This window comes from Methylobacterium sp. D48H (assembly GCF_053345715.1).
On the sequence record NZ_JBKFAP010000001.1, the window covers coordinates 382,971 to 399,231 of the forward strand.

General features: G+C 68.9%; 15 protein-coding genes and 1 pseudogene. 7 read left to right on the forward strand and 9 right to left on the reverse strand.

Features of this window, described 5'->3' with window-relative positions; translation table 11 throughout:
- Positions 1 to 62 precede the first annotated feature (62 nt).
- Positions 63 to 3,308 (forward strand): PAS domain S-box protein, encoded by a 3,246-nt coding sequence (locus ACLBX8_RS02000; protein ID WP_447714531.1) that lies wholly within the window; start codon positions 63 to 65, stop codon positions 3,306 to 3,308.
- 263 nt (positions 3,309 to 3,571) lie between these two features.
- On the opposite strand, the gene ACLBX8_RS02005 is transcribed toward ACLBX8_RS02000, so the two are convergent.
- Together ACLBX8_RS02005 and ACLBX8_RS02010 are read right to left on the reverse strand one after the other, a co-directional pair.
- Positions 3,572 to 4,228, reverse strand: coding sequence for an antibiotic biosynthesis monooxygenase family protein (locus tag ACLBX8_RS02005; protein WP_447714532.1), 657 nt, complete (start codon positions 4,226 to 4,228; stop codon positions 3,572 to 3,574).
- A gap of 51 nt (positions 4,229 to 4,279) precedes the next feature.
- On the reverse strand, positions 4,280 to 4,540 hold the full coding sequence (locus ACLBX8_RS02010; RefSeq protein ID WP_447697741.1) for a hypothetical protein: 261 nt from the start codon (positions 4,538 to 4,540) through the stop codon (positions 4,280 to 4,282).
- 173 nt (positions 4,541 to 4,713) lie between these two features.
- Here ACLBX8_RS02010 and ACLBX8_RS02015 point away from each other — a divergent pair, with 173 nt between their 5' ends.
- Positions 4,714 to 5,409 (forward strand): ArsR/SmtB family transcription factor, encoded by a 696-nt coding sequence (locus ACLBX8_RS02015; RefSeq protein WP_447697742.1) that lies wholly within the window; start codon positions 4,714 to 4,716, stop codon positions 5,407 to 5,409.
- Positions 5,410 to 5,446: 37 nt separating this feature from the next.
- Here the strand turns inward: ACLBX8_RS02015 and ACLBX8_RS02020 are convergent, their stop codons facing one another.
- Complete coding sequence (locus ACLBX8_RS02020; protein WP_447697743.1) at positions 5,447 to 6,136, reverse strand: winged helix-turn-helix transcriptional regulator; 690 nt, start codon at positions 6,134 to 6,136, stop codon at positions 5,447 to 5,449.
- Positions 6,137 to 6,191: 55 nt separating this feature from the next.
- Between ACLBX8_RS02020 and ACLBX8_RS02025 the strand changes: the two genes are divergently transcribed.
- On the forward strand, positions 6,192 to 6,620 hold the full coding sequence (locus ACLBX8_RS02025; protein ID WP_447714533.1) for a VOC family protein: 429 nt from the start codon (positions 6,192 to 6,194) through the stop codon (positions 6,618 to 6,620).
- Positions 6,621 to 6,658: 38 nt separating this feature from the next.
- On the forward strand, positions 6,659 to 7,021 hold the full coding sequence (locus ACLBX8_RS02030) for a DUF1428 domain-containing protein (RefSeq protein WP_020091748.1): 363 nt from the start codon (positions 6,659 to 6,661) through the stop codon (positions 7,019 to 7,021).
- Between the two features lie 64 nt (positions 7,022 to 7,085).
- Here ACLBX8_RS02030 and ACLBX8_RS02035 read toward each other — a convergent pair whose 3' ends face one another.
- Positions 7,086 to 7,508 carry a DUF2852 domain-containing protein gene (locus ACLBX8_RS02035; RefSeq protein WP_447697745.1) on the reverse strand — a complete coding sequence of 141 codons (423 nt, stop codon included), beginning with the start codon at positions 7,506 to 7,508 and terminating at the stop codon, positions 7,086 to 7,088.
- 174 nt (positions 7,509 to 7,682) lie between these two features.
- On the reverse strand, positions 7,683 to 10,100 hold the full coding sequence (locus ACLBX8_RS02040) for an MASE4 domain-containing protein (protein WP_447714534.1): 2,418 nt from the start codon (positions 10,098 to 10,100) through the stop codon (positions 7,683 to 7,685).
- Positions 10,101 to 10,273: 173 nt separating this feature from the next.
- Here ACLBX8_RS02040 and ACLBX8_RS02045 point away from each other — a divergent pair.
- Positions 10,274 to 10,819, forward strand: a pseudogene (locus ACLBX8_RS02045) (IS1595 family transposase); the annotation flags it as partial.
- Positions 10,820 to 10,850: 31 nt separating this feature from the next.
- Here the strand turns inward: ACLBX8_RS02045 and ACLBX8_RS02050 are convergent.
- The gene (locus tag ACLBX8_RS02050) at positions 10,851 to 11,786 is read right to left on the reverse strand and encodes a hypothetical protein (protein WP_447714535.1); all 936 of its coding nucleotides are present in this window, start codon (positions 11,784 to 11,786) and stop codon (positions 10,851 to 10,853) included.
- A gap of 581 nt (positions 11,787 to 12,367) precedes the next feature.
- Here ACLBX8_RS02050 and ACLBX8_RS02055 point away from each other — a divergent pair.
- Positions 12,368 to 12,616: a hypothetical protein gene (locus ACLBX8_RS02055; protein ID WP_447714536.1), complete on the forward strand. Its 249-nt coding sequence runs from the start codon at positions 12,368 to 12,370 to the stop codon at positions 12,614 to 12,616.
- Between the two features lie 6 nt (positions 12,617 to 12,622).
- Here ACLBX8_RS02055 and ACLBX8_RS02060 read toward each other — a convergent pair whose 3' ends face one another.
- Positions 12,623 to 12,841, reverse strand: a complete 219-nt coding sequence (locus tag ACLBX8_RS02060; RefSeq protein ID WP_447714537.1) for a hypothetical protein — start codon at positions 12,839 to 12,841, stop codon at positions 12,623 to 12,625.
- A 293-nt stretch (positions 12,842 to 13,134) separates the two neighbouring features.
- The gene (locus ACLBX8_RS02065) at positions 13,135 to 13,944 is read right to left on the reverse strand and encodes a GntR family transcriptional regulator (RefSeq protein WP_199866062.1); all 810 of its coding nucleotides are present in this window, start codon (positions 13,942 to 13,944) and stop codon (positions 13,135 to 13,137) included.
- A 53-nt stretch (positions 13,945 to 13,997) separates the two neighbouring features.
- Here ACLBX8_RS02065 and ACLBX8_RS02070 point away from each other — a divergent pair, with 53 nt between their 5' ends.
- Positions 13,998 to 14,927, forward strand: a complete 930-nt coding sequence (locus ACLBX8_RS02070) for a PfkB family carbohydrate kinase (protein WP_447714538.1) — start codon at positions 13,998 to 14,000, stop codon at positions 14,925 to 14,927.
- 1 nt (position 14,928) lies between these two features.
- Here ACLBX8_RS02070 and ACLBX8_RS02075 read toward each other — a convergent pair whose 3' ends face one another.
- Positions 14,929 to 16,014, reverse strand: coding sequence for a helix-turn-helix transcriptional regulator (locus ACLBX8_RS02075; RefSeq protein ID WP_447714539.1), 1,086 nt, complete (start codon positions 16,012 to 16,014; stop codon positions 14,929 to 14,931).
- Between the last annotated feature and the right edge of the window lie 247 nt (positions 16,015 to 16,261).

The following is a 16,261-nucleotide window of genomic DNA, read 5'->3' on the forward strand; positions in this document are numbered from 1 at the left end:
CCGGCGGGCGACCGTGATCTCTCCAAACGGAACCGGCCGGGACTGGATGGCTTGGCCTCCTGATGCACGACTTCGAAGAGACGCCGGCCATTCGGGAGACGGTGAAATCGATCGGCCCGGACGTCGGCGCGATGTCGCGCGCGCAACTTGAGGCGGAGGTGCTGCGCCTGCGCTCGAGGCTGCCGGTGGCAGGGGGCGAGACCGTCGGCCGGGAGGTGCGCCCGGTGCATCGGACCGCCGGGCAGGACGCGCCAGCGAGCGACTGGCGCCACCGGGTCGTCTTCGACAACGTCAGGGACTTCGCCATCGTCGTCACCGACCGCGACGGCTCGGTCATCGCCTGGAACCCCGGCGCCGAGCGGATCTTCGGTTGGACGGCGGAGGAGATGCGCGGGCAGCCCGCCGACCGGATCTTCACGCCCGAGGACCGTGCGGAGGGGCGCCCTGAGGCCGAGATGCGGCTCGCGACGAGCGAGGCGCGCGCCTCCGTCGAGCGCTGGCACCTCCGCAAGGACGGCAGTCGCGTCTGGACGTCGGGCGAGATGATGCCGCTGCTCGACGAGGCCGGTGCGCATCGCGGGTTCACCATGATTGTCCGCGACCGCACGGCCGAGCACGAGGCCGCAAGGGCGCTGAGGGAGCGCGAGGCCCACCTCCGGCATACCGTCGAACTGAATCCTCAGGTGCCGTGGACCTGCGACCCGGCGGGCAACATCACCTCATACTCGAACCGCTGGCTGGAACTGACGGGCCAGGCACCCGGCGAACCCGACGGCGCGGGCTGGATGGAGGCCCTGCATCCGGAGGACGTCCCCCACACGGTCGCGGTGTTCTCGGCCTGTCTCGCCTCGGGCGAGCCGGTCGACGTGGACTATCGCATCAACATCGCGGCTACCGGCACGTACCGCTGGATGCGGGCGCGCGCGCGTCCCCGCCGCGACGGAGCCGGCGCCATCGTGGCCTGGTACGGGGTGGTCGAGGACATCCACGACCGCCGCCTGGCCGAGGCGGCGCTGCAGGAGAGCGAGGCCCGTTACCGGACGCTGTTCGAGACGGTCGAGGTCGGGTTCTGCATCCTCATGATGCGGTTCGACGCGGACGGACGGGCGGTCGATTACCTGATCGAGGAGGCCAATCCGGCCTTCGCCCGGCAGACGGGCGCCGACGTCGCCGGCCGCTGGGTCAGCACGTTCGCGCCCGACCTCGAACGGCACTGGTTCGACAGCTACGGCCGCGTCGCCCTGACCGGGGAACCCGCCCATTTCGAGAACTACGCCGCCGTGTTCGGGCGCTGGTTCGACGTGCGTGCGCACCGGGTCGGGGACCCGCGCGACCACCGCGTCGCGGTCTTCTTCAGCGACATCACCGCGCGCAGGAACGCCGAGTTGCTGGCGGAGGCCAGCGCGCGCGAGCTCCGGCTCATCACCGACGCGCTGCCGGTGCTGATCGCGTTCATCGACGCCGGCCACGTCTACCGCTTCGCCAACGAGGCCTACAAGGACTGGTTCTCCGCCCCGCCCGGCGAGGTCGTCGGACGCGATGTCCGCGCGCTGCTCGGCCCGGCCGCCTACGCCGTGCGGCGACCCTTCATCGATCGGGCGCTCGGGGGTGAGCCCGTCACCTTCGAGACGGACTGGCCGCACCGCGACGGGCGCCACCGCGTCGCCGAGATCCGCTACCTGCCGAGACGGACCTCCGGCGGCCGCGTCGACGGTTTCCACGTCTTCGTGCAGGACGTGACCGTCCGGGTGCAGACGGAGGCCGACCTCGCCCGCCAGGTCGCTGCCCGGACCGCCGAGCGCGACCAGATCTGGCAGGCCTCGTCCGACCTGCTCTGCGTGGCCAACCTCGACGGCTACTTCGTCGGCCTCAACCCGGCCTGGTCGCGAACCCTCGGGTGGACCGACGCCGACATGAAGGAGCGGCCGTTCCTCGATTTCGTCCACCCCGACGACGTCGCGTCGACCGTGGCGGCGGCGGGGGGACTGTCGCGCGGGGAGGCCCAGCTCACGTTCGAGAACCGCTACCGCCGCAAGGACGGCAGCTATGTCTGGCTGTCCTGGAACGCGGTGCCCCGCGACGGGCTGATCTACTCGTCCGTGCGCGACGTGACCGAGATCAAGCAGCAGGCCGAGGCGCTGGCCAAGACGGAAGAGGCTCTGCGGCAGTCGCAGAAGATGGAGGCGGTCGGCCAACTGACCGGCGGCCTCGCGCACGATTTCAACAACCTGCTCGCGGGCATCTCCGGCTCCCTAGAACTGATGCAGACGCGGATGAGCCAGGGACGGATGGGCGACCTCGACCGCTACATGAGCGTCGCCCAGGGCGCGGCCAAGCGGGCCGCCGCCCTGACGCATCGCCTGCTGGCCTTCTCCCGCCGCCAGACCCTCGACCCCAAGCCCACCAACGTGAACCGCCTCGTCCACGACATGGAGGAGTTGGTCCGGCGCACCGTCGGTCCGGCCGTCCACTTGGAGGTCGTCGGTCTCGCGGGGCTGTGGCCGGCGCTGATCGACCCGGGCCAGCTGGAGAACGCGCTGCTCAACCTGTGCATCAACGCCCGCGACGCGATGCCGGACGGTGGTCGCATCACCATCGAGACCGCCAACAGGTGGATCGACGAGGTCGGCGGCCGCCAGCACGACCTCGCGCCCGGCCAGTACCTCGGCGTCTGCGTGACCGACACCGGCACCGGCATGGCGCCGGACCTGATCGGAAAGGTGTTCGAGCCGTTCTTCACCACCAAACCCACCGGCGAGGGCACGGGCCTCGGGCTGTCCATGGTCTACGGCTTCGCCAAGCAGTCCGGCGGGCAGGTGCGGATCTACTCCGAGGTCGGCGCGGGGACGACGGTCTGCCTCTACCTGCCGCGGCACTACGGCGAGGCCGACGAGGACGCGGTCGCGCGCAGGCTTTCCGAGGTCGAGCAAGCGGGCCAGGGCGAGACGGTGCTGATCGTCGACGACGAGCCCTCGGTGCGCATGCTGGTCACCGAGGTGCTGGAGGACCTGGGCTACACCGCCATCGAGGCCGCCGACAGCGTCGCCGGCCTGAAGGTGCTGCAGTCGGACGTGCGCATCGATCTGCTGGTGACGGATGTCGGCCTGCCGGGGGGCATGAACGGGCGACAGATGGCGGACGCCGGCCGCGATCGGCGACCGGACCTGAAGGTACTGTTCATCACCGGGTACGCGGAGAACGCCGTGCTGGGGAACGGCTACCTTCGGCCCGGGATGCAGGTCTTGACCAAGCCGTTCGTGCTGGAGACCCTCGCCTCCCGCATCAAGGACCTCATCGCCGAGACTTGAACCCCCTCGTTCGAAAGGGCCGCGCCCCCAGAGGGCAGCCGACTGCTCGTGCAACGGGAGCGGGCGAGCCCTGGGGTGCCGCCAGCGAGGTGACCGCCTCGTGGATCGGTCGCTTCGTCCGTGATCCGGTTCCCCGGGCCGGTCGCGCACATGATCGCAGGGCAGGCCGCGGGACGACCGCGTCGTGCCACCGGGTCCGCATTCGCGAGTCCGATGACGGAGCGACGCCGAAGGTGTTGATGCCCGGTTCTCGTCGTCGGGCCCTATCCCAGGGCTTGCACGGCCGGGTGATATTGCGGGCTCTCACGCCTGTCGAACATCCCATAGTCGCGAATGATCCGAACAGCTCGGAGGCGAGTGCCCGCGACCGATGAGACGGCGTTCGCCGCGCCGGCATCTCTCCACGACAGCAGCACCAGCACCTTTCCCGGATTGGTGAAGGAATCGAACGCGTCCCAACTCACCAGCCCCTCGGTCCGCTGGTCGAGACCGAGCATGGCCATGGGGTCGACATCGGAGGGCGTGGGCCGGTCCGCCGACATCGCCTCCGACAGTGTACAGGCCTTGGCTTGGCCGACTTCCGTCTCATCGAGGCGTTGCTCGCGGACCCGATGTCCCGCCGGCGGGTGGGTGTCAGCCGTCACCTCGCCGACGCGGAGATGGTAGTCCGCGAACACCTCGGACCGGCCTTTCCCCTGGATCAGGTGATGACCGGCATGGGTGCGCCAGCGGATCACCGACTTCTCGTCCCGCCACGTCGAGTGCGAAAGGACCCAGCCCGGCCGCGTCCGGCTCGTGAAGCGCTCGTTGTCGATGAAGCCGTCGATGCCCTCGAGCTCAGGCTTCAGCACGCGCGCGTGTTCCAGATAGGCGTCCTTGCGACCGTCGCCGGGTCGGACTTCGAAGATGACGGAGAACATGGGTTCCTCCCTGGGTGTCGATGCGGTTCAAGCCGGGACCGGCTCAGTCAGTCATGCGGCGGGGGCTCGCCAGAGGGCCCTACGCCCGGCCACGAGATGCATCAGATGCGTGCCGTGCCCGAGCTTGATGTCACGCCGGTCCGGGGAGCCGGAGAAGGCATCGAGCATCCACGCGGCGTCGGCGTCGGTCGTCAGACCGTCCCGCTCACCCCGGAACTGCGGAGACAGCCGGCGAAGGAACAGTGTGGGCCCGGATCGTGGATCTTCGATCCGATGATGCTCCTCCCTGTCGTCCACCTTATCGGGCGTCATGGTCGTTACCTCCTGCCGTGGCTGGCGAACCCTGGGCACAGACGTGGCGCGGTTCTCCAGCTTCACGCTCCCACTCTGATCCAGGGATCCCGGCCGAGTCAGCCGTAAACGCTTCGGTCCAAACCGAAGCGTCGTCGGATGCGGCAAGTGTCGAGCGCGTGTAGGTTCAGCTCATGACGCAGGGTCCTGCACTCTCCGAGATCGGCGCGCTCGTCGGAGATCCCAGCCGCGCCAATATCCTGTCGACCTTGATCGACGGGCGAGCGCTGACCGCGACCGAACTGGCCTGGACGGCCGGCGTCGCTCCAGCCACCGCGAGCGAGCACCTGACGAAGCTCGTGGCCGGCGGCCTGCTCACGGTGTCGCGCCAAGGTCGGCACCGATATTTCCGCCTCGCCTCCGTCGAGGTCGCCCGCATGCTCGAGGCCATGATGGTGATCGCGAACCGGGGCGAGCCGGAGGAAGCGTCGCGCCGAGCGACGCCGCGGATCGATCCAGCCTTGCGCGAGGCCCGCACCTGCTACGATCACCTCGCCGGACGGCTCGGCGTCGGGATCGCCGATGCGCTGGTCTCACGAGGAGTGATCGTCCTGGGCGAGGAGGCGGGTGAAGTGACCGCATCCGGCAGTGCGTGGCTGGCCGCGTTCGGTGTCGAAGTCGAACCGGCCGGACGAACCCGCCGCCTGCTCTGCCGTCCCTGCTTAGACTGGAGCGAGCGGAGACCGCACCTCGCCGGCCGTCTCGGAGCCGCCCTGTGCCGCCGCTGCGAGGATCTCGGGTGGATCGAGCGTCAGCGCGACGGGCGCGCCATCCGCGTGACCGAGAGGGGAAGACTCGGCTTCGAGAGCGAGTTCGGCTTGGTCAAGTGACGGTCGGTCGTGATCCGGTCTGCACCCTCCAAAGCGATCAGAACGCCTTCCCCGGCAGGGGAAACAGTCCGGCGAACCGCTGCACGACGTCCCGGTCCCCCTCCAGCGACACCTGCCCCGACGCCTCCGCGTCGGCGAGCGGCAGGCCGCCGTAGACGATGGCCGCAACGACCGGCGGTGCGGCGCCGACGACGGCGTCCGCTTCGACCGGGTCGGCGCGGGCGGCGTGAAGTTCGCCCTCGCTCACCGTGACGCGGAAGGCGTCCTCGTCGAACCGGAAGCCGATCGTCGCCTCGAAGCCGGAGGCCTGTGCGGGGTCGAACATCGTGCGAAACGACAGCATGAGCGAGGCCGCCGAGAGCGGCAGAGCGGGGTCGTGGGAGGGCGAACGGGCCGCCCAGCGCCCGAGCACCGAGAAGATCGGCTCGGCCTCGTAGCCCCATGGGGTCAGCTCGTAGACCGGCGTCGAGGCCGGCGGCGGCAGAGTCCGCTGTGCGACGATGCCCGCCTGCTTCAGACCCTGCAGCCGCTCGGTCAGCACCTTCGCGCTGATGCCGCTGAGCGCCCCTCGGATCGCCCCGAACCGGCGCGGTCCGAACATCAACTCGCGGACGATCAGGAGCGCCCAGCGCTCGCCGAGAAGCTCCAGGCCGTGGGCGGCGCCGCAGGCGTCGTCGTACCAGCGCGGTCTCGCAGCCGCAATTTTGGTATCTTTTTGTAACTTCATGGTTGACTTAGGTAACTGATACAGTCAAGCTCGGCAAGCCGTTGAGGAGGTCGCCATGCCCAAGATGATCTTCGTGAACCTGCCCGTCGCCGACGTGGAGTTCGCGGCTGGCTTCTATGTCGCCCTGGGCGCCCAGCGCGACCCGCGCTTCTCGCAGGCCGGGACGGTCGCCGCGATGGGCTTCTCGGACGCCATCGTGGTCATGCTCCTCAGCCACGCCCAGTTCGCGAACTTCGCGCCGCGCCCCATCGCCGATGCCCGCGCCGCCAACGAGGTGCTGGTCTGCCTGTCGGAGGAGAGCCGGGCCGCGGTCGATGCGAGCGTGGAGCGCGCCGTCGCCGCCGGCGGTCGCGCCGACCTGCGGCCGCCGCAGGAGATGGGCACGTTCATGTACGGCCGGAACATCGAGGATCCGGATGGCCACGTCGTCGAGCTGATGTGGATGGACCCCGAGGCCATGACGCGAGGGCAGGCTCCGGCCTGAAGCCTTTCCGCGCGCACCCCGACTCGAGGAGGCAACCCATGACTTACGTGAGCGGGTTCGTCACGCCGGTTCCCGACGCGAACCGGGAGGCCTATGTCGCGTCGGCCAGGGCGGCCTGGGCGCTGTTCCGGGAGTACGGCGCGCTCCACCAGATGGAGGCCTGGGGCGACAACGTTCCGGAGGGCGAGCGGACCGATTTCCGGCGGTCCGTCGCCCTTCGCGACGGCGAGAGCGTCGTCCTCGGGTGGATCCTCTGGCCCGACCGGGAGACGGCAGACCGGTGCGAGGCCGCGATGCGGACCGATCCGCGCTTCCGCGATCTGACGATGCCGTTCGACGGGGCGCGGATGATCTTCGGAGGTTTCGCCGCGGTCTTCGAAGCGTCGCGCGGGGCGGCGTAGAGGAGACGAGGATTCTGACCCTCTACGGCGTGGCCCCGACGCTCCGGTGCAACCCTGAGGCGACCTAGCCTTTTCGATGTTCGGCCTGATCGGCGGTGCCGGCGATGTCGACCGCTGCCCCCGATCCCGCGGGATGTTCCGCCACGAAGCGCTCGAAGGTCGCGCGATCCTTCGCGCGCTTCAGCGCGTCGACGAAACCCTCGAAGTCCCGGAGACGCGTTTCGAGCGCGCGGCGCTCCCCCTCGATGCGGCCGATCTCGCCGTCGCGCCAGGCGTCGAAGGCGGTGTTGCCGCTGGTCCGGGGCGACGTGAACCGGCGCCGCTCACGGAATCCGGTGCCGGGCCCGAGCGACCGGCGCAGGCGTTCGAGGCCCGGCAGGCCGGACAGCCCGAGATCGCGCCGCACGAGCGCCTGCCGCGCGACGAGGACGAGGGCGGCGAAGCTGCCGACATAGAGGGTATCGTGGATCCAGGGCATGATGGGCATGGGACAGCTCCTTGCGCGTACCGGCGCCGTTGAGGACGGACGGAGCATGCCGACATGCCGCTGCTGCGGGCTGAACCGGTCGGTTAAGGCCGGGTTAAGCCTTCAGGCCTGTTGACGGACAACCCGTCCGCGACGCCGCGCGACCGCGGGGCGGCATGCCGTGGGTCCGGGGGTTCAGCCCAGGACGATTCTGAGCTTGTTGGCGAGCTCGTCCCGTTGATAGGGCTTGCTCAGGAGAGGCAGGTCGGCCGGCACCGCGTGCTCGTCGAGCGCCGTGCCCGTGTAACCGGACGTCAGGAGCACCCGCAGGCCGGGACGCAGGCGCCGGGCCTCGACCGAGAGCTGCACGCCGTTCATGCCACCGGGCATGACGACGTCCGAGAACAGGATATCGATGCGCTCGGGGCCGCCCAGCCGCTCCAGGGCCTCCGACGCCCGGGTCGCGGTCAGGGTCCGGTAACCGAGCTCGCCCAGGCTCCCGACCGCCATCTCCAGCACCGCCGGCTCGTCCTCGACCACCAGCACCACCTCGCCGGAGGCCGCCCGCCGCAGCGGGAGGGTGTTGTCCGGCCGGGCCTCGACGGCCCTCTCGGCCGAGCGCGGCAGGTAGAGCTCGATGGAGGTGCCGGCGCCGGGCTCGCTCTTGATCTGCGCGTGCCCTCCGGCCTGCCGCACGAACCCGTAGACTTGGCTGAGGCCGAGGCCCGTTCCCTTGCCGACATCCTTGGTCGTGAAGAAAGGCTCGAAGGCGCGGCTGCGCGTGGCGGCGTCCATGCCCTGGCCCGTGTCGGTGACCGAGACGAGCACGTAGGCGCCCGGCCGCAGGTCGGGCCGGTCGGGGATCTCCGCGGCATCGAGGTGCCCGTTGCAGGTCTTGACCGTCAGGACGCCGCCGTCCGGCATCGCGTCCCGGGCGTTGACCGCGAGGTTCAGCACCGCACTCTCGAACTGTCCCGGATCGAGCCGGACCGGATCGAGGACCGCGTCGAGGTCGAAGCGGATCTCGACGGTCTCGCCGACGGCCCGCTTCAGCAGGGCCTGGAAGTCCTTGAGCAGCCGGTTGGGGTTGACGGTCTCGGGCCGGAGCACCTGGCGCCGGGAGAACGACAGCAGCTTCTCGGTGACCTCGGCCCCGCGCCGCGCCGCCGTCATCGCCGACGTGGCCAGCCTCTCGACGCGCTGCGGGTTGTCGGGCTTGCGCACGATCATGTCGAGGTTGCCGACGATGATGGTCAGCAGGTTGTTGAAGTCGTGCGCCACGCCCCCGGTCAACTGGCCGATGGCCTCCATCTTCTGAGCCTGGTTCAGGCGTTCCTCGGCCTCGCGCTGGCGCGTCGTGTCCATCACGACGCCCGCCATGGACCGGGGCTGGCCGCTCCCGTCGCGGTAGACCTTGCCCCGCATCGTGACCGAGCGGGCGGCCCCGTCCTCGGCCCGCCGGATGTGGCAGTCGATGTCGAGGCGGCCCGTCCCGATGGCGGCATCGAACGCCGCCCGCACGGCGTCTCGGTCCTCGGGGACGACGTGCTCGACGAAGGTCCCGACGTCCCATGCCGCGACCGGAGCGCTGTGGCCGAAGATCGCGTCGTGCCTCGGCGACCGGCGCGCCGTGTTGCCACGGAGGTCGAGCTCCCAGTCGCCCATCTCGGCCGCTTCCAGCGCCAGGGCGAGGTTGTCGCGGGCACGCTGCAGCTCCGCCCGCCGGGCCTCCCGGTCCTCGGCGGCGGCCGCGGCCTGCGCGTACAGGAAGTCGACCTCGCGCAGGTAGACGCCGAGCAGGATGAAGCCGGCCACCAGGGCTTCCATCCGGCCCGCGAACCAGCCGACCGTGCCGCGGGCGGCGCCCGGAAGCGTGACCATGTTGTCGAAGACGAGCAGCAGAAGCGACACGGCCAGCCAGAGCTGGAGCACGGTCCGCAGGCGGGTCTTTAACCACAGCACGGCCAGCGCGATGACGGTCAGGGCGACCACGCCCGGCCCGATGCCCGAGGTGGTGAGCAGCCAGTAATCGTCGCCCTCGACGCATTTCGGCAGGAGGTGGACGTAGCGGACGGCCACCACGCCGGTGAGCGCGGCGGCCGCGACGGTCCCGGCGACGGTGGCCCAGCCGATCCGTCCGGCCTTTCCGCGCGGGGCCTGCGGCGGACGCTCGTCGCCCTCCAGGAGCGCGTAGGGCAGCGCGAAGAGCGGCGGCCCGAGATGCCAGAAGGTCCAGAGCCACGTCGTGGTGTCCGGCCCGTCGCCGAGGAGCCGACCCTGCGCGAGGACGTTCGGGAACGACAGCATCTGCAGGAAGACGACGAGCGTCACGTAGAGGCTACCGGCCCCGAGCACGAGCAGCGGCGCCGAGCCGATGCGGCGGTACTGCGTGAGGAACAGGTACGTGGTCAGGCCGTAGACCACCATCAGCGCCGATTGGTAGACGGGCACGAAGCCCGGCATCGGCGGCATCGGGCGGTTGGCGAACGGCAGCAGCGCGAGGGTGACGGCCCCGAACAGGAGGCTGACGGCGACCGCGAGCCGACGCTGCGTCCGGCCGGCCCGGGCTGTCGCCAGGGTCGCCAGGGTCGGCGCCGTCGAGGACTCGCTCATCGTGTGCTCCGGACCGAAGCGGGATGGCTGGCTGCGCCGGCTGATCGCTCGCGAGACATCAGGTGTACCACGGCGCTTCTCGCTGTTCCACGCGAGGCATCGGGGCGTCCTCGTCCGTTAAAAGGGCGAAGCTCGGCCATGCTCCCGTGTCGTGGCGGCGGTGGGCGGTGGATGGCGGCCTCGACGGCCCGATGGGCGGCGCTGGCATCGTTGAGGCTGACGAGACGTTCATCGGCCGCGAGCCAGGCAAGCCGATCAAGCGCGCCTATCACCACAAGATGAAGGTGCTGAGCCTCGTGGATCGCTCCACCGCTCAGGTGCGCTCCGTCGTGGTGGACGATCTTAGGCCGGCGACCGTGAAGCCGATCCTGGCCGCCAACATCGCCAGGGAAGCCAGCCTGTTCACCGACGAAGCGGGCCACTACGTGAAGCTCGGCGCGTCGTTCGCGGATTACCAGTTCACTCAGCACGGCCGGGACGAGTACGTTCGCGGCATCGTCCACACGAACACCGTCGAGGGCTACTTCTCCGTGTTCAAGCGCGGCATGAAGGGCGTGTACCAGCACTGCGGCAAGCAACACTTACATCGCTACCTCGCGGAGTTCGACTTCCGCTACAACAACCGGGTGAAGCTTGGCGTGAAGGATACGATGCGCACGGAAAAGGCGCTCGCCGGTATCGCCGGCAAGCGCCTCACGTATCGAATAGTTGGTGCGTAGGAAGCGCAGCTAAGAATAGCCACCTTTTCGCTCAGCTCAGAGCAATAGCTTGTGCCTGCAGCAGGGCGACGAGTTTATTGATTTCGTCAGCGCCCAGTTCATCGGGTGACGATACCTTTACGACGATGCCTTTGCCGACTTTGAAGCGGAAGTCCGTGCCTCCGCTCTCGTTGCCTTCATCTACCGCGGGCGGTGCTACTCCTACAAAGGCCGGCGGCGTTGGCGGCGGCAACGGAGTAGATGCGCGTTCCTGTACAATGACCTCGGCCATGGCGATCGCTGCCTTGTAATCCTCGTGGGCGAGGGCCAGCCAGTTCCCGTCGTCGGAAATCCAGCGAACCCTCTCCGGCTTTGCGAGGCGAAGGGCGCCGTTCGACTCCCATTGCACGAGGTCGCCGACCTTCGCCCCCCCGAACTGGGGCCGGTCATCCCCGTTCGATGGGCCAGAAGTTGGCTCCGGGGCGGCGGCAGGTCCATGACTTTCGCTTACTCCCGCTTCCTCCAGATAGTACATCGTCTGAAGAAACGCTTTGACAGCGGGCCTGATAGCGCTCTGATTGAAACCTTGGCGGTTTAAGTAGGACACAACGCCGCTCTCCGGCGGCACTTGCACGCCAGAAAAGTGCTCCAAGATTTGCTGGAATAGCTGTGGCTCTGAACCTGCCGCTCGCAGGTTCCGTTTGAACTCATCGTCGTTGTTAGGATGAAGGATCGCCTTCGCCCTCGGCGTGACACGGATCATGCCCTTGCCGGCTCGATCGATGAGTCCGTATGCCGCCAACGAAGAGAGCGCCTGATTGGCTGGCCCACTCATTGACGAGTAACCAACGAGCTTCGATGCTTCCAGCCTGTCTACTGGCGCCGAGCGGTATGGGCCCTCGATCTTTCGGACAGCGATCACGGCATCGCGGAGCGGCATGCTCGGATAAGACGGGCTTCTAACAGGCTTACTCGCGGCGGCGGTCATAGGTGCGGTCCTCAGTTCGTGACTGACCCCTATCATTTCTCGCTTGTCTCGACAAATCGTTACTTCGGTGTCTTGACCGGCATCTCTCGGCGAGCGATACAGAGAGCGCCCCGGCGTAGGGGCGGAGGCGGCGATGCCGACATACACGTGGCTCCTAGCGAGATAGTCCTCGACGCGATGGGGCTGAAACGACGAAGGCCGGCCCCGCGCCAACGGGAAACCGGCCTTCTAGAGGACTAGCAACCGGGCGGTCGGCCCGACTCCTAGGTGCTCTCACAGTTCCTAGAGTCGCACGTCGGCCGCCCTCCCTGCAAGCTTTTTCAGCAGAAAGGGTTACGGCCGTGGTGTGGGTGAATGCCTACGTCCGCCGGCGGTTCGGCCAGCTCGAACACGTCTGCGGCCACTTCCGCAGCTTGCCGGCGTAGCGCCGGGGCGGAGGCTGCCCGAAGGCTGGCGTGATGCGGTCGGCGGGTGACGCAATCGGTCTCTAGGTAGGCTTTGGCCGTCGGGGTGATCTCCGGCGGCTTTTTGCTGTCCGCGTGACTGGCGCCTACATTGCGGTTGATCCGAGGGCCGCACCGATGCCGACAGACACACCCACCAAGCCGCCGACGCCGGCCGAACAGATCGAACGCTTCGAGACCGTCGTTGCGGGGACCGAAGAAGCGCACCCGCCCAAGAAGCCGTCCAAGCTCGGCGCCGAGAAGCTGACGCCCGAGGAACAGCGCCGCCGGTTCATCGAAGCCGCGCGCGAGGCTGGGGCCAGCGAGGACGAAGCCGACTTCGATGCGGCGTTGAAGCGGATCACGAAGCCGAAGAAGCCGGGCTAAATCGCTCTAGTGGTAGAGTTTTATGCCCCCCATGATTGCGCGGCGATATCCTTTGGGACGGATCGTTTCCCCGTTGGGATCCACAACACGCACATCATCGTGCCCAGCTTCTATCCAAGCCTTTGCGAGAACGATGGCGCTTGCCGCTCTCACGCGTGTTTGCTGCACGAAGCCCTGCTGAGCCTTGGCGGTGATGACGTACTGAGAGGATTGGTTCTGGGTCATGAGCCACGCTCCATAGCCGATTAGGCGGGAGCACGATGGTCTCTCTGCCGCTAGCGCCCGGGGTCGTTGCCAGCGGTCGACGCAGGATAGGCGCATCTACCAGCAGCGCAACCCGGGGGGCTACATCCTTCTCAGGCTGCGAAGCCTGTCGTGCGCGTATGTGCGAACGGTATAATCGCCTTTCTTGAAGGAGGCGGGTCCTCGGCGCGGGCCGAAAGCGGTTCGAGCGGGGCATCGCCCAGCCCGTCGCGCGCACCGTACGGAAGCGAGTCCGGTTCGGTCAGCCGGGCCTACTACGCGCGCAGATTCAGCCGATAGCGATAGGCATCGCCTCGGAACAGGCCTTCCACGTACTCGATCATCACCGAGTCCTGATTGTAGCTGTGGCGCTTGATCAGCAGGCACGGGAGGGGCTGTTCGAAGGCGAAGATCTCGCACTCGTCAGCCGTCGGCATGGTCGCCTCCACCGTCTGCTCGCAGCGCACGAGGCGGCCGCCCGGGTGCGCGCTCAGGAAGGCGTAGACGGAACCGGAGAGGTCGCCGGTCTCGAGGGCGGGCACGGCGCGGATGTTGTACCAGGCGACCTCGCGCGACATCGGCACGCCGTCGCCGGAGCGAACGCGCGTCAGACGCAGGAACGGGGCCGTCGAGGGCAGGCCGAAGATCGATGCGATCGAGCGGTCCTCGGTGACCGCCCGATCGAGGATGCGCGAGGATGGGATCTTCCCCAGCTCCCGCATCTCCTCCGTGAAGCCCTTGAGCCGGTCCATACCCGGGCGCACGGGCTCGGGGGGACGGCGCACGAGGAAGCCGCAGCGCCCGCGCGGGACGAGCAGCTCGTTGTCGCTGAGTTCGGCATAGGCGCGTTGGACCGTCACGCGGCTGACCCCGAGGCTGTCGGCGAGCTGGCGCTCGGCCGGCAAGGTGACGCCCGGCGGCAGCGAGCCCGACAGGATCAGTTCGCGAAGCTGACCCTCGATCTGCCGGTACAGCGGCATCGCCGTGTCGGCGCGCAGGCGGAGGAGAGAGAGCACCGAGGGACGCTCGCCCTCCGCGAGGTCCGCCTCGACATCACCCTTGATCGTCCGATTTTTGGGGCGCACGTCCGATCGGCCTCCGGTACAGCTATTCGCAGTGTACAGGTTCGGAGCGCTCCATGCGCCTGTTCGTCGTCGGAAGCTTCGTGATCGCCTGCTCGGTCAAGGTCGCGCGGCTGCCGCAGGCGGGCGAGTCCCTCGATGGCTTGGCCTTCCTCGCCGAGCCTGGCGGCAAGGGCTTCAACCTCGCGCTCGCCGCGCACCAGCTCGGCGTCGGGGTGGACGGACTCTTCGCCGTCGGCACGGACGTGTTCTCCCCTATGGTCCGCGCCACCTTCGCGCGGGTCGGATTCGCCGAGGACATGCTGGTGCCGCATGCCGGCTCGACGGGCGCCGGCGTCGCGTTCGTCGACGCGGCCGGCGAGAACTGCCTCGCGGTCTGCCTCGGGGCCAACCTCGCCCTCGGTGCGGAGGACGTCAGAGCCGTCGCCGCCCGACTCGAGCGAGCGGACCTCGTGGCGGCGACGTTCGAATCGCCGGACGCCTCGATCCGAGCGGCGTTCGCGCTCGCTCGGCAGGCGGGCATCCCCACGCTGCTGAATCCCTCCCCGATGCGCCCCATCGATCCGGCGATCCTGGCCGATACCGCGATCCTCGTCGTCAACGCGGTCGAGGCCGCCGACCTCGGCCTCGGGACTCCCGACGCCATCGCGGACGCCACGGAAGCGACGCCGGGGATCGCCGCCCTGCTCTCCGGAGGCCTCGGACTGCTGATCGTGACCCTGGGAGAGCGCGGCGCGGTGGCGTTCCGCCCCGATTGGCCCCCCCTCCGCCAGCCGGCCTTCGCGGTCGCGGCGGTCGATACGGTCGGCGCGGGGGACGGGTTCACGGCCGGGCTGATCGCGGGCCTTCTCGCGGGAGAGCCCCTCGACACGACCCTGCGGCAGGCCGCGGCCTGCGGTGCGCTCACGACCTGCCAGTTCGGGGCTTTCGAGGCCTTTCCGACCGCGCAGGTGCTGGCCGCCTTCCTCCGCGACGCCGATCTGTGACTCACGCCGCGCCCAGGCGCTTCGTCGTCTGCCCGCTGAAGAGCGCGAGCGACGTGACGATGCTCAGCAAATCGGCCTGCCGCTTCGTTCCGGTCTTGTTGAAGATCGAGTTGAGCTGGGTGCGGACGGTGCTTGTCTGGACGCCGACGCTCTCGGCGTAGCTCTGCAGACGCAAGCCTCCGGCGAGCGCCTGGAGCAACCGCGCCTCCGCCGGGGTCAGGTCGAACAGCATGTTCAGCAGGCCGTGGTCCGGAACCGCCCGCGCGCCGACGTGCACGAGAACGAGGAGCACCGCCGAGGTACCGAAGACGTCGCCGGGGCGCTGCTTCAGGCGCATGACATGAGCGATCTGAGGACGGTGATCAGAGTAGCTGCGCACCGGCATCGTCTGCGCCGCGCGCCGGCCGCCAACGACGTTGCCGATCGCGTCCTGCAGCAGCTTGCTGTTGATCAGGCTCTTGAAGAGCTGGCCGCCGTGCTGGCCGGGGGGCAGGACCTCCTCCCGCTCCTGCAGCCGGGCATTCATGGTCAGCACCCGACCCGAGGCCGACAGAACGGCGGCGGGGAGTCCGATCTGGCTGAGCGTCGCCGTCGTGACGCGGCCGCGCTCGCAGCTGAACTGCGCGCTGAGCTCGCAGGCGCGCACGAGGTGTGGTCGCAAGGCGTCCAGTCCGGGCAGGACGGAGGCCTCATGGGGGCCGGTTTGAGCCCGCCGTTCGGCGGTCACGATCGCGATGTCGCCCGTCGAAAGGGGAATCGTTGTGCCCACCTGCCAGAACGACCTGTCGCCTTCGCGGAGCCAGCCTTCGTAGGAGGCCGGCACGAGGTCGACGTCGCGCGTGAAGCCCGCCTGGGCGTCGGTGCGCCACGGCGCCATCCGACCGCTGCTGCGCCCCGCGCCGGTCTGGTGACCGAGTCGCTGCTCCAGGGCCGGTGAGGCGATCCAGCGGGAGGTCCCGACGGGCGGGAGCACCGCGAGCACAGCGCCGTCCGAGTTCGCCATATCGCCGATGGACTGGAGGACGTCGGGCCAGAGTTCCGGTGTGCCCGCAGCCTCGTAGATCCGGTCGATAAGCGCTTCCCGCATTGGCACGTCCCGCGACGATTCTTCTGACCGCGATAATACCAATATCAGTCCAAAACCGACATTTGCATCCTTCAAATAGAGGATGCCGTCCGGCAGGGACGGTGCGCCGAGGGCCGTTTCGACGGACTTGCCGCCCCCCGGCCCCGGACACGCGGCGTCGACACGGCCGCCAGGACCGCCGGTGCGGCGGTGTAAGTGCCTGGCGCCACGATGCTTTGTCGCTCGACCGGGACGCTGGCGGCGAGCG